Raw genomic sequence first — 23,588 nt, 5'->3', positions numbered from 1 at the left:
GTACATCGCCGGGCAGGGGATCGAATCCGACGATTAGGGACAGGCCACGGCGAGTTGCAGGCCTATGCCGGTGGCCAGGAGCGCGACGACTTTGATGACCTCCAGCCCGGCGTACGCGTAGTGCGCGTGCGAGCGTTCGCGCATCCCGCCGCCCGGCGCCACCGCTGCGGCCAGTACCGCATCCGAGCGGCGCCGCAGCCTGGGGCGCACCAGCACCGACTGGGTGATCAGCACCGCGATCGCTATGCCGAGCGCAGTCAGCGGAGCCGAGCCGGGGGGATCGACGGCGACGGCCAGCAGCACCAGGCTCGCCAGTGCGATCTCGACCGCGTTGAGCGCACGGAACACCAGTCGGCCGATGCCCAATCCCAGCTGGAGGGTGATCCCGGGCGCCTGGAATTTCAGCGGGGCCTCGATGAACGAGATCGCCAGGACCATGCCCAGCCAGGAGAAGACGACTGCTGCCGCGATTGCACCCATGCCGCAAGCCCCCCGGTTATCTGTGTCCGTCGGTTGCAGACAACGTATCTGTGCATGTCGGTCACAGACAAGTGGGGTGGGCGGTAACGCTCGACACACCGCGTCCGGCAGACTGGCAGGCGTGATTGTGGAGCATGGAGTACTGCCGATCCGTCCGGGCAGCGAAGCCGAGTTCGAAGCCGCGTTCGCCCAGGCCCGGCCGCTGATCGCGGCGCAACCCGGATTCCTGGGGATTTCGATGTCACGTTCGGTCGAGTCGCCGGACCTGTATCTGCTGCTGGTGCAGTGGGAGAGCGTGGAGGCGCACACCGAGGGATTCCGCAAGTCGCCGGAATTCGGCCAGTGGCGGGAGTTGTTGCACCATTTCTACGCGTCGCCGCCGGTGATCGAACACTTCGTGGGTATCGACTAGGGAGAGCAACCATGGAGCCGATGGATTTCAACGCCCGCAACATCGCTGAATTCCGTAGCAGCGGTGGAAAATTGGGCGGGCAGTTCGAGGGGGCGCCGGTGCTGTTGCTGACCACCATCGGGGCGAAATCCGGACAGCAGCGCATCAGCCCGATGATGTACCTGCCCGAGGGCGACCGGATCTTCGTGTTCGCCTCCAACGCGGGCAGCGACCGGCATCCGAGCTGGTATCACAACCTGCGGGCCAACCCGTCGGCCACCGTCGAGATCGGCACCGAGACCCAGTCGGTCACCGCGACCGAGATCACCGGCGCCGAACACGACCGGCTGTATGCGATCCAGGCCGAGCGCTACCCGGGTTTCGCCACCTACCGGGAACGCACCGATCGGATCATCCCCGTCATCGAGCTGATCAGGAATGAGACCTAGGACTCCGCGAGCTCCTTGACTCTGGGGTCGACCGGGCGGCCGGTCCGCTTGCTGGCCTCAACTGCGACGCGGGCGGCGGCTTTGGCGGCGTCCAGGTCAGAACGCTGCGAGGCCTCAGGCTTGTCTTCGGCTGCCATGGTTGTTCTCCTTGCCTGCATAGGCCAATGCGGCGTGTTCCACGATCACCTGGACGATGTCGACGTCGTCGACGGTCGCCAGTTTAGACCGCATCAGGGTTGCGAGGAGGGACCAGCCGAGGCTGATCTGGCTGTTGCTCCCCGCGAACGTCCGCTCAAAAGCCCAAGCCGTGCGCCGCCACCATTCGCTACGCCGATCGGCACGGTTCTTCTGCTGCCAGGTCACGATGACGCCGACCGTGGCCAGGCCACCGACGATCAACGTCACCCAGGATTGTGGGGACATGGGGCCAACGGTAGAGCCGGGTTGGTCAGCGGCGCGTGCCGGAAGCGCGCAAAACCCCTGATCTGCGGGCGAATACCCAACTGTGGATAACCGTGCTCACCATCGCACCGGCGTTCACCCGTCGCGCCAACCGGACCGCCCGCGGAATGTCGCCCGGCGAAGGCGACCGCCCGTCGCCCATCAGGGCCCGCTCCTCGCGGCGGTTCCCGTAGTAGGTGTTGACGCCGCCTAGCTGTAGACCCAACGCACCGGCGAACGCGGCCTCGACCACCCCGGCATTGGGGCTGGGGTGATGCTGGGCGTCGCGGCGCCATGCGCGTAGTGCGCCAACGGGATCGGGGCCTGATACGGCGGCCAGGGCCGCGCTGAGCCGGGAGGCGGGCAGTCCCATCACATCGTCGAGGCGAGCGGCGGCCCAGCCGAATCGGTGGTAGCGCGCGTTGCGGTGGCCGATCATGGCGTCCAGCGTGTTGGCGGCGCGATGTGCCACCAGGCCCGGAACGCCCACCGCCGCGCCCCAGACCAATGACGCCACCACGGCGTCGGAGGTGTTCTCCGCGACGGATTCGACCACGCCACGGGCGATCTCGTCCGGGCTCAGCGACGCGGTGTCGCGGCCGACCAGGTTGCCCACCCGCATCCGGGCGGACTCGAGATCACCGTCGGCCAGGAAGGCATGCACGGATTCTGCTTCCCGCTCGAGCGAGCGCCCGCCCAACACCGCCCAGGTGACCGCCGCGGTGAGGGCGGTGCGTGACAGGGGATGTCGGGCCAGGCGCTCCGCGAGGTACGCCAGTCCCGTGGCGCCCCCGGCAAGCACCAGCATGTGTACGGCCCCGGCGGCCCGGTTGTCGCGATAGGTCCGCTGCTCCAACCACTGTGCGCACGTACCGAATCCGGCGACCGGGTGCAGCCGCCGCGGATCACCCAAGGCGCGATCGGCGGCGTAGCCCAGCATCAGCCCGACCGCTCGGGCCGGTATCACCGCAGCACCCGGTCGAGGGCGGACAGCAACTGGGCGGTCAGCTCGGGCGGACGGACCGCGATCCGCACCCAGGTGGCGTCCAGTCCCGGGAACGTGTCGCAGCGTCGCACCGCTATCCCGTTCTCCCGCAACGTCGCATGTACGCCGCCGCTGGCCCGCGCGAGCACATACGGTGCGGGACCCGCCACGAACGGCACCCCACGGGCGGCGAGCCCATCGCTGAGTTCAGTGCGCCACACCGCCAACTGCCGTGCTCGAGAATCACTTTCGGCCGACGCCCGCTCATCCGAGCAGGACACCATGGCGGCCAAAGCCGAGGCCGACACCGACCAGGGGATCTGCAGCCGGGCCGCGGCGGCGATCAGCTTGGGGTCGCCGAGCAGATAGCCCGCGCGAACGCCCGGTATCGACCAGTGCTTGGTCAGGCTGCGGCTCACCAACAGCCCCGGATGCCTTTCCCGGGAAAGGGCTTCCGGCTCGCCCGGGATGGCGTCGAGGAACGCTTCGTCGACCAGCACCACCCGGCCCGGTCGCAGCAGTCGAAGCAGCGTCTGAGCGGGGTGCAGGACCCCGGTCGGATTGGTCGGATTGCCGACGACGACGAGGTCGGCGTCGTCGGGCACCGCGTCGGGATGCAGCGCGAATCCGTCGTCGGCGTGGCAGAGTACGACCTCGACGCGGTGACCGGCGGCCTCCAGCGCGGTATGCGGCCCGGTGTACTGCGGGTGGATCACCACCGGCCGCTGCCACTTTTGCAGCCGGGCCACCAGATCGAAGGCCTCCGAAGCGCCCGCGGTCGGCAGCACCTCGGTATCGGAACGGCCGTGTCGGCCGGCCAGGGCGGCGCGGGCGGTGGAGGCGTCCGGATACGAAGCGGCGTCGTCGAGCGAGGCGTGCAGGGCGGCGTCGAGCCAGTCCGGACGCGGCCCGGCGTAGACGTTCACCGCGAAGTCGGCCAGCCCGGGCGTCGCCTCGACGTCGCCGTGATGGTGCAGATCCGGGCCGGTGTAGGCGTGCACCGCATCGGCGAAACGCTGAGCCAGCCGCGGATAGCCCGCCCAGTGGGTGTGCAGGTAGGAGGCGTGCAGGCTCGGCCCCGCGACGCCGTCCGGGCCGTCCGGCAGCTGCCAGGCGGCTTCGACCGGGTGTGCGAAAGCGACACGGGTGCGGTGGAATTCATGTCCGGTCACCCGATCGCCGGCCCGCGCCAGCAGGTTGTCGGCCGGTGCGGTGGCGTTCCGATAGCCCAGGGTCAGGCGCGGTGACATCTCGGCGCCTGCTGCCAGGGCTCCGACGCCGGCGACCTCTCCGACGTTTCGGCACAGGTAGACCAACCCGCCGCACTCGGCGACGGTCGGCACCCCCGCCGCAACAGCGTCCCGCAGCGCGCCGGTCAAGGCGGTGTTGGCGGCCAGCTCGGCGGCGTACACCTCCGGGAACCCGCCGCCCAGGTAGATGCCGGCGGTCCCGGCCGGCAGACAGGCGTCGGTGAGCGGATCGAAACTCACCACCTCGCAGCCCGCGGCGCGCAGCAACTCGAAGGTCTCGGTGTAGCCGAACGTGAATGCCCGCCCGCCGGCCACCGCCACCACCGGCCGGCCCGGGGACGCAGCGCGCACTTCGGCACTCGGATCCCACACCGCATCAACCAGATCGGGAGCCTGCCGCGCCACCGCCGCCACCGCGTCGAGGTCCACATGCTGCTCGATCAGCCCGGCCAGCCGCTCCAGCGCGGCAGCGGACTCGTCGCGCTCGGCGGCCGGCACCAAGCCCAGGTGCCGAGACGGCGTCTCTACATCCCCATCGCGAGGGAGCACCCCGAGCACCGGAATCCCGGTGGGGCGCAACGCGGCGATGACCTCGTCGGCGTGCCGGGCACTGCCGGCCTTGTTGAGCACCACCCCGGCGATCCGTACCGCCGGGTCGAAGCCGGCCAGGCCCGCCACCACGGCGGCGTGGGTCCGGGAGGCATGGGAGATGTCGACCACCAACAGCACCGGGCTGGCGGTCAGTGCCGCGACGTGGGCGGTAGAGGCCTCGCCGTCGGAACCCAGCCGGCCGTCGAAAAGTCCCATCACGCCTTCGATCAAGGCGATATCGGCGTCGGCGGCACCGTGGCGCAACAGCGGCACGATCCGCTCCGCGCCGACCAGATACGGATCCAGGTTGCGGGCCGGGCGGCCGGTGGCCAGCGCGTGATAGCCCGGATCGATGTAGTCCGGGCCGACCTTGTGCCCGCTGACCCGCAGTCCGCGTGCGGTCAGCGCCGCCATCATTCCGACGGCCACGGTGGTCTTGCCGTGCCCGGATGCGGGCGCGGCCACCACCAGACGGGGAGGCAAAGGAACCATGCCTTTACCACTCAATGCCGCGTTGACCCTTCTGGCCGGCGTCCATCGGATGCTTGATCTTGGTCATCTCGGTGACCAGATCGGCGATCTCGATCAGCTTGGGGTCGGCGCGACGGCCGGTGATCACCATGTGCTGATGCCCGGGGCGATTGCGCAACGTCTCCACCACGTCGTCGATATCCACCCAGCCCCAGTTGATCGGGTAGGTGAACTCGTCGAGCACATACAGATCATGGGTTTGTTCGGCCAGCCGGCGCTTGACCTCGGTCCAGCCGGCCAGGGCGTCGCCGGCGTGATCCTCGGCGGCGCCGGCCTTGCGGCTCCACGACCAGCCCGAGCCCATTTTGTGCCACTGCACCGGACCGCCCTCACCGGTCTCATCGTGCAGGGCGCCAAGGCGTTCCAGCACGGCCTGCTCGCCGACCCGCCACTTGGCGGATTTCACGAACTGGAAGACGCCGATCGCGAAGCCCTGGTTCCAGCCGCGCAGCGCGGTCCCGAACGCGGCGGTCGACTTGCCCTTGCCGTCGCCGGTGTGCACCATCAGCAGCGGCCGGTTGCGGCGCTGACGGGTGGTCAGATTGTCGTCGGGCACCGTCAACGGTTGTCCCTGCGGCATCAGGCGGCTCCCTTCACGATCTCGGTGAGCGCCTCGGCGCTGACCTGCGGCAGCGGGACGTAGTCGGCCCGCAGCAGCTCGGCCAGCCGGCGTGCCAGTCCGAGTCGCATCCGGCCGCTCTCGCAGTCCACCACTACACTGGAAAAGCCTTGCGAGGCAAGATGAATTGCCGCCTGGCGGGATCGCTCCACCGGCGCAGGACCGGCGGTGGCCCGCCCGTCGGTGAGTACCACCAGCAGCGGCCGGCACGCCGGCTCGCGCAGTCGTTCGCGGCGGATCACCGCGGCGGCTTCCAGCAGCCCCTCGGCCAGCGGGGTGCGGCCCCCCGCCGGCAGCGCGTCGAGCCGCACCGCGGCGATCTCCACCGACCCGGTCGCGGGCAACACCAATTCGGCTCCCGCATCACGGAACGTCACCACCGCCACCCGGTCCCGGCGCCGGTAGGCGTCCAGCAGCAGCGAGGCGATCGCGGTCTTGACGTGCCGCATCCGCTCGGCGGCGGCCATCGACCCGGAGGTGTCGACGACGAACAACACCAGGTTGGCCTCCCGGCCCTCCCGGACGGCGCGACGAAGATCGGACGCGGCCAGGATCATTCGGCCGCCGGCCCGGCCCCGAACACCCTGATGCGGTGCCGCGGCTCGCAGCGTCTCGAACAGGTGCAGACCACCGGCGATCCGATCCGCGGTGGCACCCACCCGGCGTCCGGAACTGGTGCGGGCCCGGCTGCGCCGCCCGGCGCTGCCCGCGCCGATCCCGTCGACAGTGAAAAGCCGTGCCCGGTAAGGGGAGTCGGCGGCCACCGTCGAGGTGGAACCTCCAGTCGGTGCGGGCCCGCCCTGATCCGGCGGTACGGCGTCCCCGCCGCCGTCCGGCCCGGGGCCGTCCGGATCCGGCTCGGGGTCCTCCGGCGGCAACAGCTCGTCCAGTTCGGCCTCGTCGAGCCCTGGGGCGTCGAACGGATTGCGGCGCCGCCGATGCGGCAACGCCAGCCGGGCGGCCACCCGCAGATCGTCGATGTTGACCGCGTCGCGGCCCTGCCATGCCGCATGCGCTACCGCAGTACGGGCACAGACGATGTCGCCGCGCAGCCCGTCGACGTCCAGCGCCGCGCAGATCTCACCGATGCGGACCAGGGCGGCGTCGGTGAGCAGCACCTGAGGTAACAGTTGCTGCGCCCGCCCGATCCGGGCTCGCAGCCGCTCCTCGGCCGCGGTGTACCGGCGGGCGAAGCCGTCGGGGTCGGCGTCGAACGCCAGCCGCCGTCGTACCGCTTCGGCGCGCAACGCCGGGTCGCGGGGTGCGGAGACCTCCACGGTCAGCCCGAACCGGTCGAGCAGCTGCGGGCGCAGCTCGCCTTCCTCGGGGTTCATCGTGCCGACGATCACGAAGCGGGCGGCGTGGGTGACCGACACCGAGTCGCGTTCCACGGTCAGCCGGCCCATCGCGGCGGCGTCCAGCAGCAGATCCACCAGATGGTCGGCGAGCAGATTGACCTCGTCGACGTAGAGGATGCCGCGGTTTGCCCGGGCCAGCAGGCCGGGTTCGAACTCGACCACGCCGTCACCCAGTGCCCGCTCCAGGTGGATCGAGCCGACCACTCGGTCCTCGGTGGCCCCGACCGGCAGCTCCACCAGCCGCACCGGGCGGGTCTGTACGGCGGCGTCGGCAGGGAACGGGCCGTCGGGGGAGAGCGGGTGCTCCTCGGCGGGATCGGAGGAGAACCGGTCGCCGGCCACCACGTCGATGGCGGGAAGCACCTGGGCCAGCGCGCGGACCAGCGTCGACTTGGCGGTGCCCTTCTCGCCGCGGATCAGCACACCGCCGATGCCGGGGGAGATCGTGCTCAGGACAAGTGCCAGCGCCATGTCGTCGAGGCCACCCGGGGCATCCGGGTCGCCGCCGAGGACGGCGGGGAAGGGGTACAGCTGTTGCATGGAGGCTCCGCTCGTGTGTGACGCGAAGCCAGTATTCGGACTGACCGGGGCGCGTCCCGCCGATGTCACCGGAACGCGCCGCGGAACACCGTAGCGGGCCTGCGTCGGAGTCACACCGACTTCCCTGGCGCTTCGCGCGGCTACCCTAACACCGAAAGAGGCGCACTCAGGCGAAGGGATACCGAGGATGACCGCACCCGAAGCTGACCTGACCGGATGGGTCGCCGAGCCGTTCACCGGCGGCGGCTTCACCCACGACGTGTACCGCAAGGGCGAGGGGCCCGGGGTGATCCTGATCCCCGAGATCCCTGGCGCGCACCCCGCGGTGCTGGGATTGGGAAACCACCTGGTGGACAACGGGTTCACCGTGGTGATTCCGTCGTTGTTCGGTGAGCCGGGCCGCCCGATCACGCCAGGTTACGCGCTGACCACGATCGCTCGGGCCTGCGTGACGCGGGAGTTCGCCGCGTTCGCCACCGACAAGCAGCGTCCGGTCACCCAGTTCCTGCGGGCGCTGGCCCGTGACCTCAACGAGAAGACCCCCGGCAAAGGTGTGGGCGTGATCGGCCAGTGCTTCACCGGCGGCTTCGCGCTGGCCGCCGCGGTCGACGACGCGGTGCTGGCCCCGGTGCTCAGTCAGCCGTCGGTGCCGATTCCGCTCACGCTCAAGCAGCGCCGTGATCCCGGCCTCTCGGAGGTCGAGCTGGGTGTGATCGCCGACCGCGCCGCCAACGACGGATTGTGCGCCTTGGGTCTGCGGTTCAGCGAGGACCGGATGGCGCCCGGCGATCGCTTCGCGACGCTGAAGGCCCGCCTGGGCGACGCCTTCGAGGTGATCGAGATCGACTCCTCGCGCGGCAATCCGCACGGCCTGTCCCGGATGGCGCACTCGGTGCTCACCGACCAGGTCCGCGAGGTCGACGGCCACCCGGCCTATGAGGCCCGCAAGCGGGTGGTGGCGTTCCTCAAAGAACGGCTCACTTAGCGGTGCCCGAACGCATCACCGTCGTCGGGATCGGCGCCGACGGCTGGGCCGGGCTGTCCGAGGATGCGCGGGCGGCCATCACGGCCGCCGGCGTCGTGATCGGCGCGCCGCGCCACCTGGAAATGCTGCCGGCGGTCGACGGTCAGACCCGCCGCAGCTGGCCGTCGCAGCTGCGCGCCGGGCTGCCCGCGCTGTTCGACGGCCTGGCCGGGCCGGTGGTGGCGCTGGCCTCCGGTGACCCGCTGCGCTCCGGGGTGGCGACGACGTTGATCGAGGTGTTCGGCGCCGACGCCGTCACCGTGTTCCCGGCGCTGTCCTCGGTGACGCTGGCCCGGGCCCGGCTGGGCTGGTCGGCGGAGTCGACGGCGGTGATCCGGGCCGGTGACGAGCACGCGGTGCTGCGCGAGCTGGCACCGGGCCGGCGGGTGCTGGTGCTCTCCGCCGACGAGACGACGCCCGCGCGGGTCGCGGGCCTGTTGGTCGGCCGGGGCTACGGGGCGAGCCGGATGACGGTGCTCGGGGAGCTCGGCGGCGACGCCGAATCCCGGCTGGACATGACCGCCGAGACGTTCACCGGTGCGATGCCGCGGCTCAATATCGTTGCCCTGGAACTGGCCGGCCCGCCGGCGTTCGGCTGGGCGCCCGGCCTACCCGATGACGCCTACGACCACGACGGGCAGCTCACCAAACGCGACCTGCGGGCCTCCGCGCTGGCCCGGTTGGCGCCGGCGCCCGGGCAGCTGCTGTGGGACGTCGGGGCAGGCGCCGGGTCGGTGGGCATCGAGTGGATGCGCGCCCACCCGACCTGTCGGACCGTCGCTGTCGAAGCGAATCCTGATAGGGCGCAACGTATCTCGAACAACGCCCGCAACCTGGGAGTGCCCGCGCTCAAAGTCGTCCGCGGCGCCGCCCCGGACGCACTGATGGACCTGCCGCAGCCCGACGCGGTGTTCGTCGGCGGCGGGCTGAGCCGGCCGGGAGTGCTGAGCGCCTGCCTGGCGGCGCTGAGGGCCGGCGGCCGGCTGGTCGCCCACGCGGTGACGCTGGAGACCGAGGCACTGCTAGCCCAGGCCTACCGCGAACACGGCGGTGAGCTGACCCGCATCCAGGTCGAACACGCCGCCCCGCTGGGCTCATTCACCGGCTGGAAACCGGCCCGGGCGGTCACCCAGTGGGCGCTGACCCTGCCCTGACCGGTCGCGTGCCGCGTCGTAGAGATGGCTCTCCCCGCCGCACGGATCGGGTAGATCCGCAACCGCCCGGCCCACCAGAATGACTGCGGCCGAACGTAATCCCGCCGCCTCGACCGCATCGGCGATATCGGCGACGGTGCCGCGCAACACCAGCTCCCCGGGCTGCGATGCCCGGTAGACGACGGCGACCGGGCACCCCGAGCCGTACTCGGGCGCCAACTCCGACATCAGCGCCCGTATCCGGGTGATCGCCAGGTGCAGCACCAGGGTGGCCCCGGTCGCGGCGAACGCGGCCAGCGACTCACCCGAGGGCATGGCCGTGGATTGAGCCTGCACGCGGGTCAGTACCACCGACTGCGCCACCAGCGGCACGGTGAGCTCGCGGCCCAACAGGGCGGCGGCCGCCGCATACGCCGGCACCCCGGGCGTGATCTCCCACGGCACCCCGGCGGCATCGAGCCGGCGGGTCTGCTCGAAGACCGCGCTGTAGAGGGACGGATCGCCCGACACCAGCCGCACCACCGCACGGCCGGCCCGGTGCGCGGTGACCATCCGGTCCACAATGGCGTCCAGATCCAGACGCTGGGTATCGACGAGTTCGGCTGCACCGGAGCAGCGTTCGAGCACGGCGGCGTCCAGGTAGCTGCCCGGATACAGCACCACTTCGGCGTCGGCCAGCAACCGGGCGGCGCGCACCGTCAGCAGATCCGCCGCGCCCGGCCCGGCGCCGACGAACCGGACCGCTAACGCACCCATCGCGGCGTCCACACCCGGCCGGATCCGGTGACCCGCGTCGACGATGCCCCTACCAGCACAAGGCATTTCATGTCGATCGCATCGGTGTCCAGGTCGCCGAGCGTGGTCACGGTCAGCGACTCCTCGGCCCGGCCGACATCGCGCCCCACCACCACCACGGTCGCCGGGTCACGGTGCTCCAGCAGGATCTTGCGGGCCAGCGTGATCTGGTCGGGCCGGGCCCGCGAGGCCGGGTTGTAGATCGCCAGCACCAGATCGGCCTCGGCGATCGCGCGCAGCCGGGACTCGATCACCTCCCAGCCCTTGAGCCGGTCCGACAGGCTCAGCACCGCGAAGTCGGCCCCGATCGGTGCGCCGGCCGCCGCGGCCACCGCCTGCACCGCGGAGACCCCGGGCAGCACCCGCACCGAAATATCCTGATATGGAACGGTTTCCAGCGCTTCGAAGACCGCCGAGGCCATCCCGAACACCCCGGCGTCCCCACCGGAGACCACCGCCACCTTCTCGCCGCGCGCGGCCAGATCCAGCGCGAAGCGGGCCCGGTCCAGCTCGACGGTGTTGCCCGAGGTGTGGCGTTGCAAGCCCTCGCGCTGCGGAACCCGCGCCACATACGGGCCGTAGCCCACCACGTGATCCACGCCTGCCAGCGCCGCGGCCGACTCGCCGGTCAACCAGCCGTCAGGTCCGGGCCCCAGCCCGATCACCAACAGTTCAGCGGCGCAGGCGGGTTCGGCGACCACGGTGGCCGGCGCCACGCCGCTCCGGGACCGCTGCCCGTTGCGCGAATCACCGTCGACCACGATCAGCGACAGATAGGGGACGCTCGCCTCGTCGACCTCGGCCACCGGCAGCCAGCGCTGCTGCGGATGGCTGGCCCGCTCGACGTACCAGGCGTGCTCCAACCGTCCCGCGGCGACCAGCGCACGCCGCACGGCGGGGAAGGTGCGGCCCAGCTTCATGATGATGGCGCCGTCGGTGTCGGCCAGCCGCATCGCCAGTTCGTGCTCGGGCAGGGTGCCCGGCAGCACCGTCAGTATGTCGGTCTGGCGCACCAGCGGCATGCCGATCGCGGCGGTGGCGGCGCTGAAAGCCGGTACGCCCGGGATGATCTCGGTGTCGAAGCGCCCCGACAGCCGGTCGTGCATGTACATGAACGAGCCGTAGAACAGCGGGTCGCCCTCGGTCAGCAGCGCCACGGTCCGGCCCGCCCGAAGGTGCTCCGCCAACCGTGCCGCCGAAGCCTCGTAGAAGTCGGCCAGCGCCCCGGCGTAGCCGCCCGGGTGGTCGGTCACCCCGGTGGTCACCGGGTAGCGCAGCTCTTCTTCGAGAACGCCGGGCCGGATCAGGTCGGCGGCGATGGTGCGCGCATATGAGGACTTGTTGACCCCGGCGTGGTAGGCCACCACGTCGGCGTCGCCGATGACCCGGGCGGCTTTGAGGGTGATCAGCTCCGGGTCGCCCGGCCCTAGGCCCACCCCGTAGAAACGGCCGGTCATTCGGTATCCGAGGCAAGAGCGTTGAGCGCCGAGGAGGTGATCGCCGAGCCGCCGCGCCGGCCGCGCAGCGTCACGAACGGGATGTCGATGCCGTGTTCGTGCAGCGTGGCCAGTGCCTCCTTGGACTCGGCGGCGCCGATGAAACCCACCGGGCAGCCGACGATCACCGCCGGGCGCGGCCCGCCGTCGCGGATCAGCTCCAGCAGGTGGAACAGCGCCGTGGGTGCGTTGCCGATCGCGACGACGGCACCGGCCAGCTCCGGCTCCCACAACGAGACGGCCGCCGCCGAACGGGTGGTGCCCCATTCGGCGGCCAGTGCCGGGACGCGTTCGTCGTGCAGGTAGCAGTGCACCGCATTGCCGGCCGGCAGCCGCCCGGCCGTCACCCCGACCGCCACCATTCGGGCGTCGCAGAGGATCGGCGCGCCGCCGTCGAGTGCGGCGCGCCCGGCCGGCACCGCGTCGGGGTGGATCAGAAGATCCTTGGCGACGTCGGTCTGGCCGGAGCCGTGGATCATCCGCACCGCGAGCCGCTCGGCCGAAGCCGGGATGTGCGTCAGGTCGGACTCCCGGCGGATGGTCGCGAACGACTCGACGTAGATCGCCGGACCGTCGGCGATGTAGTCGTAGTGCCGGGACGGGCGCCTGGGCCTGCTCACCGATCCGCCTCCTGGGCCTGGGGGATGAAGACACCCTGCCACGGCGTCACCACCAGTTCGGTGTGCTCCACCAGTGACCGCCCGTGGTCCGGCGTGAGCACGCCGTCGGGCACGCACACGTGAGTGCCGCCGGGCACGCTGCCACACGGTAGCGGACCCGACGGGGCGGGGACACGCGGGTCGGTCGGCACGGTCGGTGCCAGCGGGCCCGGCAACTCGCGGACGTGCCACGGCGCCTGGGGCCCGTCGCCGCGGGCGGCCTGGAACGCGCCCGCCAGTTCGGCGAGCCGGGCAGCGGCGTCGCCGAGACCGATCACCGCACCCCAGCCGTCACCGATCCGCAGCTGGACCCTCGCGTCGCCCAGTGCCACCAGACCGGCGTCGCTACGCCGGTCGATCAGATCACCGCGGCCGTCGTCGAGCACGAACAGGAAGCGCCCCGGCAGTCCGGCCAGGCCCGCGTCGCCGCACAGCAGCGCGTCCAGTTGCGCCGCCACCGGCCGCAGGTCCGCGCGGCCGCCGGCGTATCCGGTCTGCGGGGAGACCAGGATGTTGCGGACCAGCTCATGGCTGCGCGACGGCAGCAGCCCGGTCGACTCGATCGCGGCCACCACAGCGGGGTCCAGCCGGCCGTCACGGCCGGGCAGCCCGCGCAGCTGCAGGTTGGCCCGCCCGGTCAGGTAGACCGACCCGTCGGCGAACTCGGCGCTGACCTGCAGGAGCCGGGACAACGACGCCCCCGGTAGCCGGCCGCCGACCAGGCGCAGTCGCACCAGCAAACCGTCGTCGGCCGGCCACGGCCGCAGCACGCCGGGGCATCGGTCGGGGCGGCTGCGCCCGGCGATTTCGGCGCGGAAATCACCGCTGAGCGAGCCGAATCGCGCCGAAATCACGGGGTCGTCAGCGCCGCCACCGCCGGCCCGAACATGGTGGCCTTGATGGCGCCCAGCGTGCCCGGGTCCTTGCCGGCCAGCGGCCGCAGCATCTCGATCGCACCCGGCGTCACCGCGCCCTCGCCGGCGGTGGAGTCCACGATCCCGAAGGTCGCCGCATCCACCCCGCCGAACCGGCGGCCGGTCGTCATCGAGGCCACCTGGGCCTGCGGGGTCAGCTTGGCCTGGATCAGCGCGTTCATGCCCGGCGTGAACGGAATCAGGATGTCGACCTCGGGGAAGCAGAAGAAACCGCGGTCGGCGCGCATCACCCGGAAGTCGTGCGCGACGGCCAGCATCGCGCCGGCCCCGAACGCGTGGCCCACCACCGCCGCCGCCGTCGGCATCGGCAGCGTCAGCACCCGCGCCAGCAGCGCATGCACCCGGCCGACGTACCAGTCGGTGCGGTCGCCGTTGGCCATCAGCCAGTCCAGGTCCAGGCCGTTGGTGTAGAACTTGCCGCCGGCGGTGGTGACCAGGCCCTGGGCCCTGCCCTCGGCGCCCGCGGCCACCACGTCGTCGAGCACGCCGTTGATCTCCTCGAGGAAGTCCGGGGAGAACCGGTTCTCGTCGTCGCCGAGGTCCAGTACGGCGATGGCGTCGTCATAGGTCAGCTTCATGGGGTAGATCCTTTCAAGGTTGGTCCGACGGACAGCACGGCGCGTACGGCGGCGTGCAATTGGGCGCGGGCGGTGGGGGAGCCCAGCCGATCGCGGCTGAGCACGATCGCGGTGGGCAGGTCGACGACGCATGTGGTGATGGTGTCGACCGCGGCGGCGTCGCGGCGGTCCCACAATGCGGCGGCGAGTCGGATCAGCAACCCGATCAGCTCGGCGTCGACGTGGCCCAGTTGAGCGGCGAGTTCGGCCGGCAGGTCGGCGTCGATCAGTTCGTCGCGGTTGATCACCGACAGCAGCTTGGAGGCCGTTGGGCGAAGTTCGGCGAAGGCAACCGGGGCGTCGGCGGCGGCGATCACCGCGTCGGTGGGTTCCGGTGCGGCGCTCACCAGCTCGCCCTGCACCGCCAGGAAATTTCGCGCGGCCCGCAGCCAGGCGGCGCCCACCAGCCCGGCCCGCGACCCGAATCCGTGATAGACCGCGCCGTTGGAGACGCCGGTCGCCTCACTGATCGCGCGGATCGTCACCGCGGTGGGGCCGGATCGGGCTGCCAGCGACTCGACGGCGTCGAGCACCCGATCGGGGTCGTGCACGCGTGGGCGGGGCATGGATGGCAGAATAACAGAGCGGTCACTCTATTACGTTATCCGTCGCGAGCGTGCGCAATTGTCCGGCAACGCCCAGGTGAGGCCGAACGACTATGCACGGTCGCGCCGGGAAAACGCGGCGTGACAGGATCGAGCCACCATGAGCACTCCCGGATCCCGTCCCGTCGTCTTCTCCGGCGCCCAGCCCACCTCCGACTCCCTGCACCTCGGCAACGCCCTGGGCGCGGTCGCCCAGTGGACCGCGCTGCAGGACGATCACGAGGCCTTCTTCTGCGTGGTGGACCTGCACGCGATCACCGTTCCGCAGGACCCGCAGACGCTGCGGCGGCGCACACTGGTGACCGCCGCGCAGTATCTGGCGCTGGGCGTCGACCCGGCGCGCGCCACCGTCTTCGTGCAGAGTCACGTCCCCGCCCACGCCGAACTCGCCTGGGTGCTGGGCTGTTTCACCGGATTCGGGCAGGCGTCGCGGATGACGCAGTTCAAGGACAAGTCGCAGAAGCAGGGTGCGGACTCCACCACCGTGGGCCTGTTCACCTACCCGGTGCTGATGGCCGCCGACGTGCTGCTCTACGACACCGAGGTGGTCCCGGTCGGCGAAGACCAGCGTCAGCATCTGGAGCTGGCCCGCGACGTCGCGCAACGCGTCAACGCGCGGTTCCCGGACACCTTCGTCGTCCCCGAGCCGATGATCCCGAAGGCCACCGCCAAGATCTACGACCTGGCCGACCCGACCGCCAAGATGAGCAAGTCGGCGGCCACCGACGCCGGCCTGATCAGCCTGCTCGACGATCCGGCCCGCAGCGCCAAGAAGATCCGCTCGGCGGTCACCGACTCGCAGCGCGAGATCCGCTACGACCCGGAGGCCAAGCCCGGGATCTCCAACCTGTTGACCATCCAGGCCGCGGTCACCGGCACGGACGTCGCAACCCTGGTGAACAGCTACGACGGACGCGGTTACGGCGACCTGAAGAAGGAGACCGCCGAGGCCGTCGCGGAGTTCGTCACCCCGATCAAGGCCCGGGTGGATGAGCTGCTCGCCGACCCGGGTGAGCTGGAATCGGTGCTGGCGGCCGGCGCGAACCGGGCCCGCGAGGTGGCGTCGGCAACGCTGCAGCGGGTGTATGACCGGGTGGGATTCCTGCCGTCGGCATGAGCAAGGCCGTGACCGACCCCGCCAAGCCGAGCATCATCGACCGGCTGCGAAAGCGCTTCGGCTGGCTCGACCACGCGGTGCGCGCCCAGGAGCGTTACGACGACTGCCAGGGCAACTTCTTCGCCGCCGGGATGAGCTACTACACCATCTTCGCGCTGTTCCCGCTGGCGATGGTCGGCTTCTCCGTCGGCGGATTCCTGCTGTCGCGGCGGCCCGAGGTGCTCGACGAGATCGAACGCCGGATCAAGCACTCGATCCCCGGCGAGTTCGGCAACGAGCTGGTCACCCTGATGGACACCGCGATCTCCTCGCGCGCCTCGGTGGGGGTGATCGGCCTGGCGACCGCCGCCTGGGTGGGCCTGACCTGGATGGCCAACCTGCGCGAGGCGCTGTCGGAGATGTGGGAGACCCGTTCGGAGAAAAAGGGTTTCGTCTCATCCAAGCTGTCGGACCTGGTGGCCATGGTGTGGGCGTTCGGTGCCATGCTGGCCACCCTCGCGCTGACCGCGCTGTCCGACCCGAAGCTGATGCGCAGCGTCCTGCGCTGGCTCGGGGTTCCCGACTTCACCCTGCTGGGCGGGCTGCTGCGGTTCGCCTCGCTGATCATGGCGGCGACGGTGTCGTGGCTGCTGTTCACCTGGATGATCGCCCGGCTGCCGCGGGAGCCGGTGAGCCTGAGCAGCGCGATGGAGGCCGGCGCTATCGCCGCCGTCGGCTATGAACTGTTCAAGCAGGCCGGCTCGGTGTACCTGCAGTCGGTGATCAACGGCCCCGCCGGGGCGGTGTTCGGACCGGTGCTGGGCCTGCTGGTGTTCGCCTACATCACCGCCCGGCTCATTCTGCTGGCCACCGCGTGGGCGGCGACGTCGAAGGATGACGGTCTGCCCGCCGACTGAGTGGGGTCAGCGGGTCACTTCTCCGCCCGCACGGGGTAGTGACTCATGATCGACACCCGGTTGAACGCGTTGATCGTGATCGCCGACCAGATCAACAGCGAAACCTGATCGTCGGTGAGGTGCTCACGCAGCAGGGTGTACTCGTCGTCGTCCAGGTGGGTCTCGGAGATCCACGTGACGGCTTCGGCGATCTCGAGGGCGGCCCGTTCGGTGTCGGAGAACAACTCGGTGTCCCGCCAGGCCGGCAGCACCGCGATCCGCTGCACGGTGTCACCGGTCTCCAGCAGGGCCTTGCTGTGCATGTTCAGGCAGAACGCGCACCCATTGATCTGGGACACCCGTAGATTCACCAGTTCCAGAACGGTCCGCGACAACCCGGCGTCTTCGGCACGAGCCCGCACCTCGGCTGCGGCGTGCAGGTAGGCGCGATAGACCGAGGCCGACTGTTTGTCGAGGGGGACCCGCGTCATGATCAGTCGACGAGGTCGGCGAACTCCGGGTGTTTGGTGATGTAGCCCTCCACGAACGAACAGGTCGGCACCACGCGTTTGCCGGCCGCGCGGGTGTCGGTCAGGGCTGCGGCTATCAGCGTGCCGGCCAGGCCGCGTCCGCCGAACGCCTTGTCGATCACGGTGTGGTTGAAGTTCCGCTGATCGCCGTTCTCGATGTAGTCGGCGAAGCCGGCCTGCTCGCCGTCGACGGAGATCTGGTACTGCCCGTTGTCGTGGGTGACGATCGGCTCGCTCATCACCGCAGCCTATCCCAGCCAGACGCCGCGCCGCATTACCCGCAAGACCCGCCAATCCCGATCCAGCACAACCAGGTCGGCGTCACGTCCGGCGGCCAGGACGCCGGCCCGGTGCAGCCCGAGGGTGCGCGCCGGGGTGGACGAGGTCATGCGAACGGCGTCGGTCAGGGCAGCGTCATCGCCGCCGAGCAACCCCACCGCCGCTGCGAAGATCCGGTCCATGGTGGCGGTGCTGCCGGCGATCGTGGTGGTGCCGCGCAGCCGGGCCACTCCGCCGGTCACGTCGACGTCGAGCCCGCCGAGGGTGAACGCGCCGTCGCCGGTCCCGGCGGCGGCCATCGCATCGGTGATCAGCGCGACCCGGTCCGGGCCGGCGGTCGCCACCACGTGCTCGATGACGGCCGGGTGCAGGTGAACGCCGTCGGCGATCAGTTCGACGGTCACCCGCGGGTCGGCCAGCAGTGCCGCAACCGGTCCGGGTTCGCGGTGGTGCAGGGGGCGCATCGCGTTGAACAGATGCGTTCCCACCGTCGCGCCGGCGTCCAGGGCGGCTTGGGTCACCTCGTATCCGGCGTCGGTATGCCCAACGGCCACAACCACTCCCGCCTCGACCAGCTGGGTGATGGCCTCGATGGCGCCGGGCCGCTCGGGGGCCAGAGTGACCATCGCGATCGCGCCGTCACCAGCGGTCAGCAACGCCTCGACCTCGGCGTCAGAGGGGTCGCGCAGCCACGCCGAATCGTGTGCGCCGCAGTGCCTGTCGCTGAGCCACGGCCCCTCCAGGTGGATGCCGTCCACCACGCCGTGCCGGGTGGCGCCGGCCAGCGTATGCACCTGTGCCAGCAGGGTTTCCGGTGCAGCGGTCACCAAACTGGCCAGGCCCCCGGTGGTGCCGTGCGCGGCGTGCAGCGCCGCCGCGCGGTCCGGATCGTCGGCGTAGGAGACAGCGGCCCCGCCGTGGCAGTGCAGGTCGATAAAGCCAGGCACCACCGTGGCGCCGGCGAAGTCGGCGTCGGCGCGAACCGGTCCGGACCCGCAGTCGGTGATCCGGCCGTCGGCCACCGACACCCAGCCGGGCCGGTGCACCCGGCCGTCGAGCACGACGGCGCCCGCGGCGATCACGGTCATGCCGGCGCCTCGACCCTCTCGGTGTCCTCGGCGGGCCAGCGTCCGCCGTTCTCCCAGAAGTGCCGGATGTCCTCCAATTGGCGGCCCTTGGTCTCCGGGGCGTAGCGGTACACGAACGCCAGGCTCGCCAGCGCCAGCACCCCGAACACCGCAAAGGTCCCGGCACCGCCCAGCGACGTGAGCATGGTCAGAAACACCGCGGCGACAACCGCGTTGGCCACCAGATCCGAGGTCAGCATGGCCGAGGCCCCCATCGAGCGCATCCGGGCCGGCAGGGCCTCCCCGGCGTACACCCACACCAATGAACCGAACCCGAACGTGTAGCCGACGGTGAACAGCAGCACCCCGCCGAACTTGACCGCCGCCGCTGCGCCACCGAACACCTCACCGCCGGCGAATACCGCGACCAGCAGCGCGTTGGCCGCGACCATGGTGGCGATCCCCGACAGCAGGATCGGCCGCCGGCCGACCCGATCGATGATCGCCAGCGACACCAGCATGGCGACCAGGGCGGCGACCTGCACCAGCGCCGGCAGGATCAGCAACGCGAAATCGCCGTGGAAACCCATCATCTCGAACAGCCGGGGGCTGTAGTAGACGATCGCATTGATGCCGGTGATCTGGATGAAGAAGCCCAGCGTCACCACGAACACCGTCGCCCGCAGATACGGCCGCCGCAGCATCTCGCGCAGCACACCGGCACCGCCGGAGGCCTCCTCGCGCAGCGTCCGGGCGATCTCGTCCAGCTCGCGCTGCGCGTCGACTCCCGGCTCGATGCGCCGCAGGGTGCGGCGGGCGTCGTCGACGCGGCCCTTGAGCAGATACCAGCGGGCGGTGTCGGGGATACGGGCCAGCAGCATCGCCACCAGCACGGCCGGGACGGCGGCCAGGCCCAGCATCGCCCGCCAATTGCCCGCCCCGGCCAGCAGATAGGCGGCCAGATAGCCGACGATGATGCCGATCACGGTGGCCACCCCGTAGGTGACCAGCAATGCGCCGCGCGCACCGGCCGGCGCCGACTCAGCCACGAACACCGGCGCCACCACCACCGACACCCCGATGGTGACCCCGAGCAGCAGCCGCGCCACGGTCAGCGTCGACACCGACGTCGACACCGCCCCGGCCACCGCGAACACCGCGTAGCCCAGGGCGACGGCGACCATCGAGCGTTTCCGGCCGATCGCATTGGCCAGCCAGCCGCCGGCCAGGGCACCGCCGATCTCGCCGATCACCGTCGCGGTGGCCACCATCTCCTGCTGGGCGGCCGACAGCCCGAAATCACGCTCGATGAACAACAGTGCGCCGGCGATGTTGGACAGGTCGTAGCCGTAGATGACCCCGACACTGGCGGCGGCCACCCCCACCAGCAGCGCCAGCGGCGAGGAGCGGCGCAGTTCCCCGATTCGGCCCATGAGGCTCACCGTAGGGGTTATCGCGTGGGGCGGTCGGCCAGGGTCGCGTACCAGTAGGTGAGTGCGGCCGCGACGAACTCGACGACGCACGCCGCGGTGAACGCCGGATGCGGCATACCGGCGTTGGTCATCGAGATCAGCCGGGACAGCCCCAGCAGCGCCATGGTGCCGGCCAACAGGCGCACCACCCCGGTCGGGATGGGCGTGCGCCGGAACGCCTCCAGGTAGCCGACGCCGAAGCCGATCAATAGAGCGCCGGCGGCCCGGGTCTCACTGTCCACGGTGGCGTTGACGTCCTGACCGCCGGGAATGGAGTCCAGCGAGAACGCGATGCGGCTCAGTCCCAGTGCGATCAGCAGCAGGCCGGTGAACCAGCCGAAGTACCGCAGGGCCCGGATCACCAGGCCGACCCTTCGCCGGGTCGTCGATTCACCGCCCGGGCTCCCATAATGAGCGCGAACACGATGATGGTGCCGATGACGCCCACCCCGACCCGCACCGGCACCGTGTCGTCGGCCGACACCAGCGGCAGCGCCTGCGGGTTGGGGCCCAGCTCCGGAGCGCGCGGGGCCACCAGCGCCGGGTCGGGCTCGATCAGGGTGCCGACCCGGGTGCCCGGCGGGGTGGCGAAGCCGTAGTCGAGCAGCTGGGCGGCCTGCTGCCAGGGTGCGATCGGTAGACGGGTGCCGTGCAGCAACACCGCCACCAGCCGGCGTCCATCCCGGTTGGCCGCACCGACGAATGTCTGCCCGGCGTCGTCGGTGTAGCCGGTCTTGCCGCCCAGGGCGCCCGGGTAGTTGTAGAGCAGCTGGTTGTCGTTCTCCAGGGCGTAGCCGGGCACGTCGCCGTAGCCGGGGAAGTCGAAGGTGCGGGTCGCCACGATGTTGGCGAACGCCGGATTGTTCCAGGCGTAGCGGTAGAACAACCCGATGTCGTAGGCCGACGTGCTCATGCCCGGGCCGTCCAGCCCGGATGGCGTGGCGGCGCGGGTGTCGTAGCCGCCGAGCTTGGCCGCCAGCGTGTTGATCTTCTCCAGTGCGACGCCCATGCCGCCGAGCTGCTCGGCCAGGGCGTGGGCGGCGTCGTTCCCGGAGCCCATCAGCAGTCCGTGCAGCAGCTGGTTGACGGTGAAGTTGCCGCCGGGGCCCACCCCGACCCGGGTGCCTTCGGCGTTGGCGTCCTCCTGGGTGCCGGGGACGACCCGGTCCAGGTCCAGCTCGTTCAGTGCAGCCATGGCGGTCAGCACTTTGATGATGCTGGCGGGCCGGTGCCGGCCGTGCGGGTCCTTGGCGGCGATCACCGCGCCGCTGTCGAGGTCGGCGACCAGCCAGGCCTCGGCGGAGATCTCACCGGGAACCGGCGGAGTGTCGGGCGCGGCGACGATCCCGCAGCCGCTCAGGGCCTGGCCGCCGACCGGGGTGGCCGGCACCGCCAGCGGCTGCGGCGGATCGCCGGCGGTCGGGACCTCCGAGGCGTCCACCGCGGGTGGGGTGTTGACCTTGTAGGGGCAGTTGGCCGGCCCGGCGATCAGTCCCGGCGTGGGATCAGCAGCCGCCAGGGGCGCGGCGGCCACCAGAAAACTCACCGCCACCAGGGCCGACACCGAGCGCGCAAAAGTCATCGTGTGTGCAGGGTAGGCGAATCGGCCCGTGAAACCCGGGAGCCACGCTGTGACTGGTGGGGCGGGTGGGTTTTAGATCCCCGCCGAGCGTGCACAAGGGTCCGGCACCACCTGGGCTTTTGCCGGACACTTGTGCACGCTCGGCGGGGTTACAGCGTGCGGGGTTACAGCGTGAAGTAGGCCAGACCCGGCCCGCCGATGCGGCCTATCCACAACCGGCCGCCGGATTCGACCACCCCGGTCGCCATGCCGAACCTCGGATCGGTGCTGCGGAACTGGCTCAGCACCCGGCCGTCGTCGGCGTGGAAGCTCACCACCCACGCACCGGACTGCACGTCCGGCAGCAGGTGGTACGGCAGCAGGCGCCACAGCAACCTGCGGATGACGGGCGCGCGCGGGCTCAGCCAGTCCGACAGCGCGTTGCGGTCTGACACCATCGCCACCCAGATTCGGCCGTCGTGCCCGGTGGAGATGTTGTCGGGGTGGCCGGGCAGCTCGGTCACCAGCGGGGTGACGGTGCCGGCGCGCGGCCCGGTCAGCCAGTACTTCGACAGCCGGCGCGCGGTGCTCTCGGCGAACACCACCGCCGATTCGTCGGCGGTCAGCGTCACGCCGTTGGCGAAGTGCAGCCCGGACGCCAGCACGCTAACCTGCCCGTCGGTGCCCAGCCGCATCAGCGACCCACTGGCGCGGCCCTCGATCACCGACGCCTTGTAATGCTCGTAGCGGAACCGGTCGGTGGACTCGGTGAAATAGATTGTGCCGTCTGCAGATTCCACCGCATTGGAGCAGAACGTCAGCACCCGGCCATTGATCTCGCTGACCAGGGTCTCCAACTGCCCGGTCTTCGGATCGAAGCGCAACAGCCCGCGGTGACTGTCGCAGATCAGCAGCCTTTGATCGCGGGTGAACGCCAGCCCCAGCGGGCGTCCGCCGGTGTCGGCCATCACCCGCGGCGATCCGTCGGAGCCGACGGCGATGATCCGGCCGTCCTCGACACCGGTCCAGATCGTGCCGTCGGCGTCCACGACGACGTCTTCCGGTGCGAAGCCGGGGATGTCCAGCACGGTCAGGGTCGGTGTGGGGTCGGGCGGGGGCAGCGGGCGCGACGGCGGGGGCTGCCAGCGGACGGGATCGATACGCGGCTTGCGGCTCATGTCGACGACATTAGGGCCGTGGTTGCCCCATTCGGCAGTCCCGCGGCGTTGTCAGGATCTAAGGTCGGCCGATGGTGGCTGCCGACAAATCCCGAGCCCTGTTGTGGCACGGCGTCTTCCTGTTCCTGCTGGGCCTGACCACCGGAATCGTCAGCGGGTCGATGGCCAACCCCCGGATGGGATTGTCGTCGCATCTTGAAGGCGTGATGAACGGGCTGTTCCTGCTGGCGCTCGGCCTGCTGTGGGGCCGGCTGCGGCTGTCGGCGCGCTGGCTGACCGCACTGTTCTGGTTGGCGCTCTACGGCACCTACGTCAACTGGGCCAGCACTCTGGCCGCGGCGATCTTCGGCACCGGACGGACGACGCCGATCGCCGGCGCAGGTCACCAGGGTGCGGCGTGGCAGGAGAATCTCGTCGACGCCGGCCTGTACAGCTTGAGTGTCGCGATGCTGGCGGTCTGCGTGATCGCGCTGGTGGGGCTGCGGCCGGGCGCTGAGCCGCCGCACTGAGTGGTCCCCGCGCCTAGGCTGGAGCGATGTTGCGTCCTGCAAGTTGGACTGGACTAGCGGGTGGAAGTCCCGTCTCGGTA

27 protein-coding genes and 1 riboswitch are annotated in these 23,588 nt (G+C 70.8%); of the genes, 7 read left to right on the top strand and 20 right to left on the bottom strand.

The genetic code is table 11. From position 1 onward, the window contains the following. Positions 1–33: 33 nt before the first annotated feature. The gene (locus K6T84_RS14610) at positions 34–480 is read right to left on the bottom strand and encodes a hypothetical protein (RefSeq protein WP_225400505.1); all 447 of its coding nucleotides are present in this window, start codon (positions 478–480) and stop codon (positions 34–36) included. Between the two features lie 121 nt (positions 481–601). On the opposite strand from K6T84_RS14610, the gene K6T84_RS14605 reads away from it, so the two are divergent. Both K6T84_RS14605 and K6T84_RS14600 read left to right on the top strand, forming a co-directional pair. Beyond that, a complete protein-coding gene (locus tag K6T84_RS14605; RefSeq protein WP_224862204.1) occupies positions 602–892 on the top strand; it encodes an antibiotic biosynthesis monooxygenase family protein in 291 nt (96 codons plus the stop codon). A gap of 11 nt (positions 893–903) precedes the next feature. Next, complete coding sequence (locus K6T84_RS14600; protein WP_224862202.1) at positions 904–1,320, top strand: nitroreductase family deazaflavin-dependent oxidoreductase; 417 nt, start codon at positions 904–906, stop codon at positions 1,318–1,320. On the opposite strand, the gene K6T84_RS14595 is transcribed toward K6T84_RS14600, so the two are convergent. Genes K6T84_RS14595 through K6T84_RS14570 form a run of 6 tightly spaced genes read right to left on the bottom strand, consistent with a single transcriptional unit; the run spans position 1,317 to position 7,635 of the window. Further along, positions 1,317–1,457 carry a hypothetical protein gene (locus K6T84_RS14595; protein ID WP_224862200.1) on the bottom strand — a complete coding sequence of 47 codons (141 nt, stop codon included), beginning with the start codon at positions 1,455–1,457 and terminating at the stop codon, positions 1,317–1,319. The two genes, K6T84_RS14600 and K6T84_RS14595, sit on opposite strands and share 4 nt — an antisense overlap. Next, positions 1,435–1,743 carry a hypothetical protein gene (locus tag K6T84_RS14590; RefSeq protein WP_224862198.1) on the bottom strand — a complete coding sequence of 103 codons (309 nt, stop codon included), beginning with the start codon at positions 1,741–1,743 and terminating at the stop codon, positions 1,435–1,437. The genes K6T84_RS14595 and K6T84_RS14590 overlap by 23 nt, the downstream gene beginning before the upstream one ends. Positions 1,744–1,768: 25 nt before the next feature. Next, positions 1,769–2,728, bottom strand: a complete 960-nt coding sequence (locus K6T84_RS14585) for a cobalamin biosynthesis protein (RefSeq protein WP_225400504.1) — start codon at positions 2,726–2,728, stop codon at positions 1,769–1,771. Next, positions 2,725–5,079 (bottom strand): bifunctional hydrogenobyrinic acid a,c-diamide synthase/histidinol phosphate aminotransferase CobBC, encoded by a 2,355-nt coding sequence (gene cobBC / locus K6T84_RS14580; protein WP_225400503.1) that lies wholly within the window; start codon positions 5,077–5,079, stop codon positions 2,725–2,727. The genes K6T84_RS14585 and cobBC overlap by 4 nt, the downstream gene beginning before the upstream one ends. A gap of 4 nt (positions 5,080–5,083) precedes the next feature. Then, a complete protein-coding gene (cobO, locus tag K6T84_RS14575; RefSeq protein WP_224862192.1) occupies positions 5,084–5,698 on the bottom strand; it encodes a cob(I)yrinic acid a,c-diamide adenosyltransferase in 615 nt (204 codons plus the stop codon). Continuing rightward, positions 5,698–7,635 carry a magnesium chelatase subunit D family protein gene (locus K6T84_RS14570; protein WP_225400502.1) on the bottom strand — a complete coding sequence of 646 codons (1,938 nt, stop codon included), beginning with the start codon at positions 7,633–7,635 and terminating at the stop codon, positions 5,698–5,700. The genes cobO and K6T84_RS14570 overlap by 1 nt, the downstream gene beginning before the upstream one ends. A 9-nt stretch (positions 7,636–7,644) precedes the next feature. Next, positions 7,645–7,785, bottom strand: a riboswitch (cobalamin riboswitch). A 37-nt stretch (positions 7,786–7,822) separates the two neighbouring features. Between K6T84_RS14570 and K6T84_RS14565 the strand changes: the two genes are divergently transcribed. Together K6T84_RS14565 and cbiE are read left to right on the top strand one after the other, a co-directional pair. Then, positions 7,823–8,620, top strand: coding sequence for a dienelactone hydrolase family protein (locus K6T84_RS14565; RefSeq protein WP_225400501.1), 798 nt, complete (start codon positions 7,823–7,825; stop codon positions 8,618–8,620). Positions 8,621–8,622: 2 nt separating this feature from the next. Continuing rightward, positions 8,623–9,813 carry a precorrin-6y C5,15-methyltransferase (decarboxylating) subunit CbiE gene (cbiE, locus tag K6T84_RS14560; RefSeq protein WP_224862186.1) on the top strand — a complete coding sequence of 397 codons (1,191 nt, stop codon included), beginning with the start codon at positions 8,623–8,625 and terminating at the stop codon, positions 9,811–9,813. On the opposite strand, the gene cobM is transcribed toward cbiE, so the two are convergent. The 6 genes from cobM to K6T84_RS14530 are packed head-to-tail and all read right to left on the bottom strand — an operon-like array spanning position 9,754 to position 14,881. Beyond that, positions 9,754–10,569 (bottom strand): precorrin-4 C(11)-methyltransferase, encoded by an 816-nt coding sequence (gene cobM, locus K6T84_RS14555; RefSeq protein WP_225400500.1) that lies wholly within the window; start codon positions 10,567–10,569, stop codon positions 9,754–9,756. The two genes, cbiE and cobM, sit on opposite strands and share 60 nt — an antisense overlap. After that, a complete protein-coding gene (locus K6T84_RS14550) occupies positions 10,557–12,065 on the bottom strand; it encodes a precorrin-2 C(20)-methyltransferase (RefSeq protein ID WP_225400499.1) in 1,509 nt (502 codons plus the stop codon). The genes cobM and K6T84_RS14550 overlap by 13 nt, the downstream gene beginning before the upstream one ends. Continuing rightward, positions 12,062–12,724, bottom strand: a complete 663-nt coding sequence (locus tag K6T84_RS14545) for a precorrin-8X methylmutase (RefSeq protein WP_224862182.1) — start codon at positions 12,722–12,724, stop codon at positions 12,062–12,064. Before K6T84_RS14545 ends, K6T84_RS14550 begins: the two co-directional genes overlap by 4 nt. Beyond that, positions 12,721–13,617 (bottom strand): ferredoxin-like domain-containing protein, encoded by an 897-nt coding sequence (locus tag K6T84_RS14540; protein WP_224862180.1) that lies wholly within the window; start codon positions 13,615–13,617, stop codon positions 12,721–12,723. Before K6T84_RS14540 ends, K6T84_RS14545 begins: the two co-directional genes overlap by 4 nt. Further along, positions 13,614–14,276, bottom strand: coding sequence for an enoyl-CoA hydratase-related protein (locus K6T84_RS14535; RefSeq protein WP_225400498.1), 663 nt, complete (start codon positions 14,274–14,276; stop codon positions 13,614–13,616). The genes K6T84_RS14540 and K6T84_RS14535 overlap by 4 nt, the downstream gene beginning before the upstream one ends. Beyond that, complete coding sequence (locus tag K6T84_RS14530; protein WP_224862176.1) at positions 14,273–14,881, bottom strand: TetR/AcrR family transcriptional regulator; 609 nt, start codon at positions 14,879–14,881, stop codon at positions 14,273–14,275. Before K6T84_RS14530 ends, K6T84_RS14535 begins: the two co-directional genes overlap by 4 nt. Before the next feature lie 139 nt (positions 14,882–15,020). On the opposite strand from K6T84_RS14530, the gene trpS reads away from it, so the two are divergent. Then, positions 15,021–16,037, top strand: a complete 1,017-nt coding sequence (gene trpS / locus K6T84_RS14525; protein ID WP_224862173.1) for a tryptophan--tRNA ligase — start codon at positions 15,021–15,023, stop codon at positions 16,035–16,037. After that, the gene (yhjD, locus tag K6T84_RS14520) at positions 16,034–16,933 is read left to right on the top strand and encodes an inner membrane protein YhjD (protein ID WP_224862171.1); all 900 of its coding nucleotides are present in this window, start codon (positions 16,034–16,036) and stop codon (positions 16,931–16,933) included. Before trpS ends, yhjD begins: the two co-directional genes overlap by 4 nt. Before the next feature lie 14 nt (positions 16,934–16,947). Here yhjD and K6T84_RS14515 read toward each other — a convergent pair whose 3' ends face one another. From K6T84_RS14515 to K6T84_RS14485, 7 genes are all read right to left on the bottom strand, one after another. Continuing rightward, positions 16,948–17,403 carry a carboxymuconolactone decarboxylase family protein gene (locus K6T84_RS14515; RefSeq protein ID WP_408066115.1) on the bottom strand — a complete coding sequence of 152 codons (456 nt, stop codon included), beginning with the start codon at positions 17,401–17,403 and terminating at the stop codon, positions 16,948–16,950. 2 nt (positions 17,404–17,405) lie between these two features. After that, on the bottom strand, positions 17,406–17,681 hold the full coding sequence (locus K6T84_RS14510; RefSeq protein ID WP_224862169.1) for a GNAT family N-acetyltransferase: 276 nt from the start codon (positions 17,679–17,681) through the stop codon (positions 17,406–17,408). Positions 17,682–17,690: 9 nt separating this feature from the next. Next, entirely contained in the window at positions 17,691–18,809 is a 1,119-nt protein-coding gene (gene nagA / locus K6T84_RS14505; RefSeq protein ID WP_225400497.1) for an N-acetylglucosamine-6-phosphate deacetylase, read from the bottom strand. Beyond that, a complete protein-coding gene (locus tag K6T84_RS14500; protein WP_408066119.1) occupies positions 18,806–20,203 on the bottom strand; it encodes a sugar porter family MFS transporter in 1,398 nt (465 codons plus the stop codon). The genes nagA and K6T84_RS14500 overlap by 4 nt, the downstream gene beginning before the upstream one ends. Before the next feature lie 35 nt (positions 20,204–20,238). Next, positions 20,239–20,622, bottom strand: coding sequence for a DUF4345 domain-containing protein (locus K6T84_RS14495; protein WP_225400495.1), 384 nt, complete (start codon positions 20,620–20,622; stop codon positions 20,239–20,241). Further along, positions 20,619–21,842: a D-alanyl-D-alanine carboxypeptidase family protein gene (locus K6T84_RS14490; protein ID WP_225400494.1), complete on the bottom strand. Its 1,224-nt coding sequence runs from the start codon at positions 21,840–21,842 to the stop codon at positions 20,619–20,621. Before K6T84_RS14490 ends, K6T84_RS14495 begins: the two co-directional genes overlap by 4 nt. A gap of 164 nt (positions 21,843–22,006) precedes the next feature. After that, on the bottom strand, positions 22,007–22,999 hold the full coding sequence (locus tag K6T84_RS14485) for an SMP-30/gluconolactonase/LRE family protein (protein WP_224862160.1): 993 nt from the start codon (positions 22,997–22,999) through the stop codon (positions 22,007–22,009). A 71-nt stretch (positions 23,000–23,070) separates the two neighbouring features. Here K6T84_RS14485 and K6T84_RS14480 point away from each other — a divergent pair, with 71 nt between their 5' ends. Then, positions 23,071–23,508, top strand: coding sequence for a styrene oxide isomerase (locus K6T84_RS14480; RefSeq protein ID WP_224862158.1), 438 nt, complete (start codon positions 23,071–23,073; stop codon positions 23,506–23,508). Positions 23,509–23,588 lie beyond the last annotated feature (80 nt).

The organism is Mycobacterium zoologicum (assembly GCF_020181635.2).
Taxonomy (GTDB): domain Bacteria; phylum Actinomycetota; class Actinomycetes; order Mycobacteriales; family Mycobacteriaceae; genus Mycobacterium; species Mycobacterium zoologicum.
Note: the sequence above shows the minus strand (reverse complement) of the source record. Positions and strands in the feature narration are given on the sequence as shown.

Excerpts from the sequence above, each read along its gene's own strand:
- cobO (WP_224862192.1), bottom strand. The coding sequence starts at position 5,698 with ATGCCGCAGGGACAACCGTTGACGGTGCCCGACGACAATCTGACCACC.
- K6T84_RS14515 (WP_408066115.1), bottom strand. The coding sequence starts at position 17,403 with ATGACGCGGGTCCCCCTCGACAAACAGTCGGCCTCGGTCTATCGCGCC.
- K6T84_RS14530 (WP_224862176.1), bottom strand. The coding sequence starts at position 14,881 with ATGCCCCGCCCACGCGTGCACGACCCCGATCGGGTGCTCGACGCCGTC.
- K6T84_RS14600 (WP_224862202.1), top strand. The coding sequence starts at position 904 with ATGGAGCCGATGGATTTCAACGCCCGCAACATCGCTGAATTCCGTAGC.
- K6T84_RS14485 (WP_224862160.1), bottom strand. The coding sequence starts at position 22,999 with ATGAGCCGCAAGCCGCGTATCGATCCCGTCCGCTGGCAGCCCCCGCCG.
- cobM (WP_225400500.1), bottom strand. The coding sequence starts at position 10,569 with ATGGGTGCGTTAGCGGTCCGGTTCGTCGGCGCCGGGCCGGGCGCGGCG.
- K6T84_RS14550 (WP_225400499.1), bottom strand. The coding sequence starts at position 12,065 with ATGACCGGCCGTTTCTACGGGGTGGGCCTAGGGCCGGGCGACCCGGAG.
- trpS (WP_224862173.1), top strand. The coding sequence starts at position 15,021 with ATGAGCACTCCCGGATCCCGTCCCGTCGTCTTCTCCGGCGCCCAGCCC.
- K6T84_RS14595 (WP_224862200.1), bottom strand. The coding sequence starts at position 1,457 with ATGGCAGCCGAAGACAAGCCTGAGGCCTCGCAGCGTTCTGACCTGGAC.
- K6T84_RS14510 (WP_224862169.1), bottom strand. The coding sequence starts at position 17,681 with ATGAGCGAGCCGATCGTCACCCACGACAACGGGCAGTACCAGATCTCC.
- K6T84_RS14565 (WP_225400501.1), top strand. The coding sequence starts at position 7,823 with ATGACCGCACCCGAAGCTGACCTGACCGGATGGGTCGCCGAGCCGTTC.
- cobBC (WP_225400503.1), bottom strand. The coding sequence starts at position 5,079 with ATGGTTCCTTTGCCTCCCCGTCTGGTGGTGGCCGCGCCCGCATCCGGG.
- K6T84_RS14535 (WP_225400498.1), bottom strand. The coding sequence starts at position 14,276 with ATGAAGCTGACCTATGACGACGCCATCGCCGTACTGGACCTCGGCGAC.
- K6T84_RS14590 (WP_224862198.1), bottom strand. The coding sequence starts at position 1,743 with ATGTCCCCACAATCCTGGGTGACGTTGATCGTCGGTGGCCTGGCCACG.
- K6T84_RS14610 (WP_225400505.1), bottom strand. The coding sequence starts at position 480 with ATGGGTGCAATCGCGGCAGCAGTCGTCTTCTCCTGGCTGGGCATGGTC.
- K6T84_RS14490 (WP_225400494.1), bottom strand. The coding sequence starts at position 21,842 with ATGACTTTTGCGCGCTCGGTGTCGGCCCTGGTGGCGGTGAGTTTTCTG.
- K6T84_RS14480 (WP_224862158.1), top strand. The coding sequence starts at position 23,071 with ATGGTGGCTGCCGACAAATCCCGAGCCCTGTTGTGGCACGGCGTCTTC.
- K6T84_RS14570 (WP_225400502.1), bottom strand. The coding sequence starts at position 7,635 with ATGCAACAGCTGTACCCCTTCCCCGCCGTCCTCGGCGGCGACCCGGAT.
- nagA (WP_225400497.1), bottom strand. The coding sequence starts at position 18,809 with ATGACCGTGATCGCCGCGGGCGCCGTCGTGCTCGACGGCCGGGTGCAC.
- yhjD (WP_224862171.1), top strand. The coding sequence starts at position 16,034 with ATGAGCAAGGCCGTGACCGACCCCGCCAAGCCGAGCATCATCGACCGG.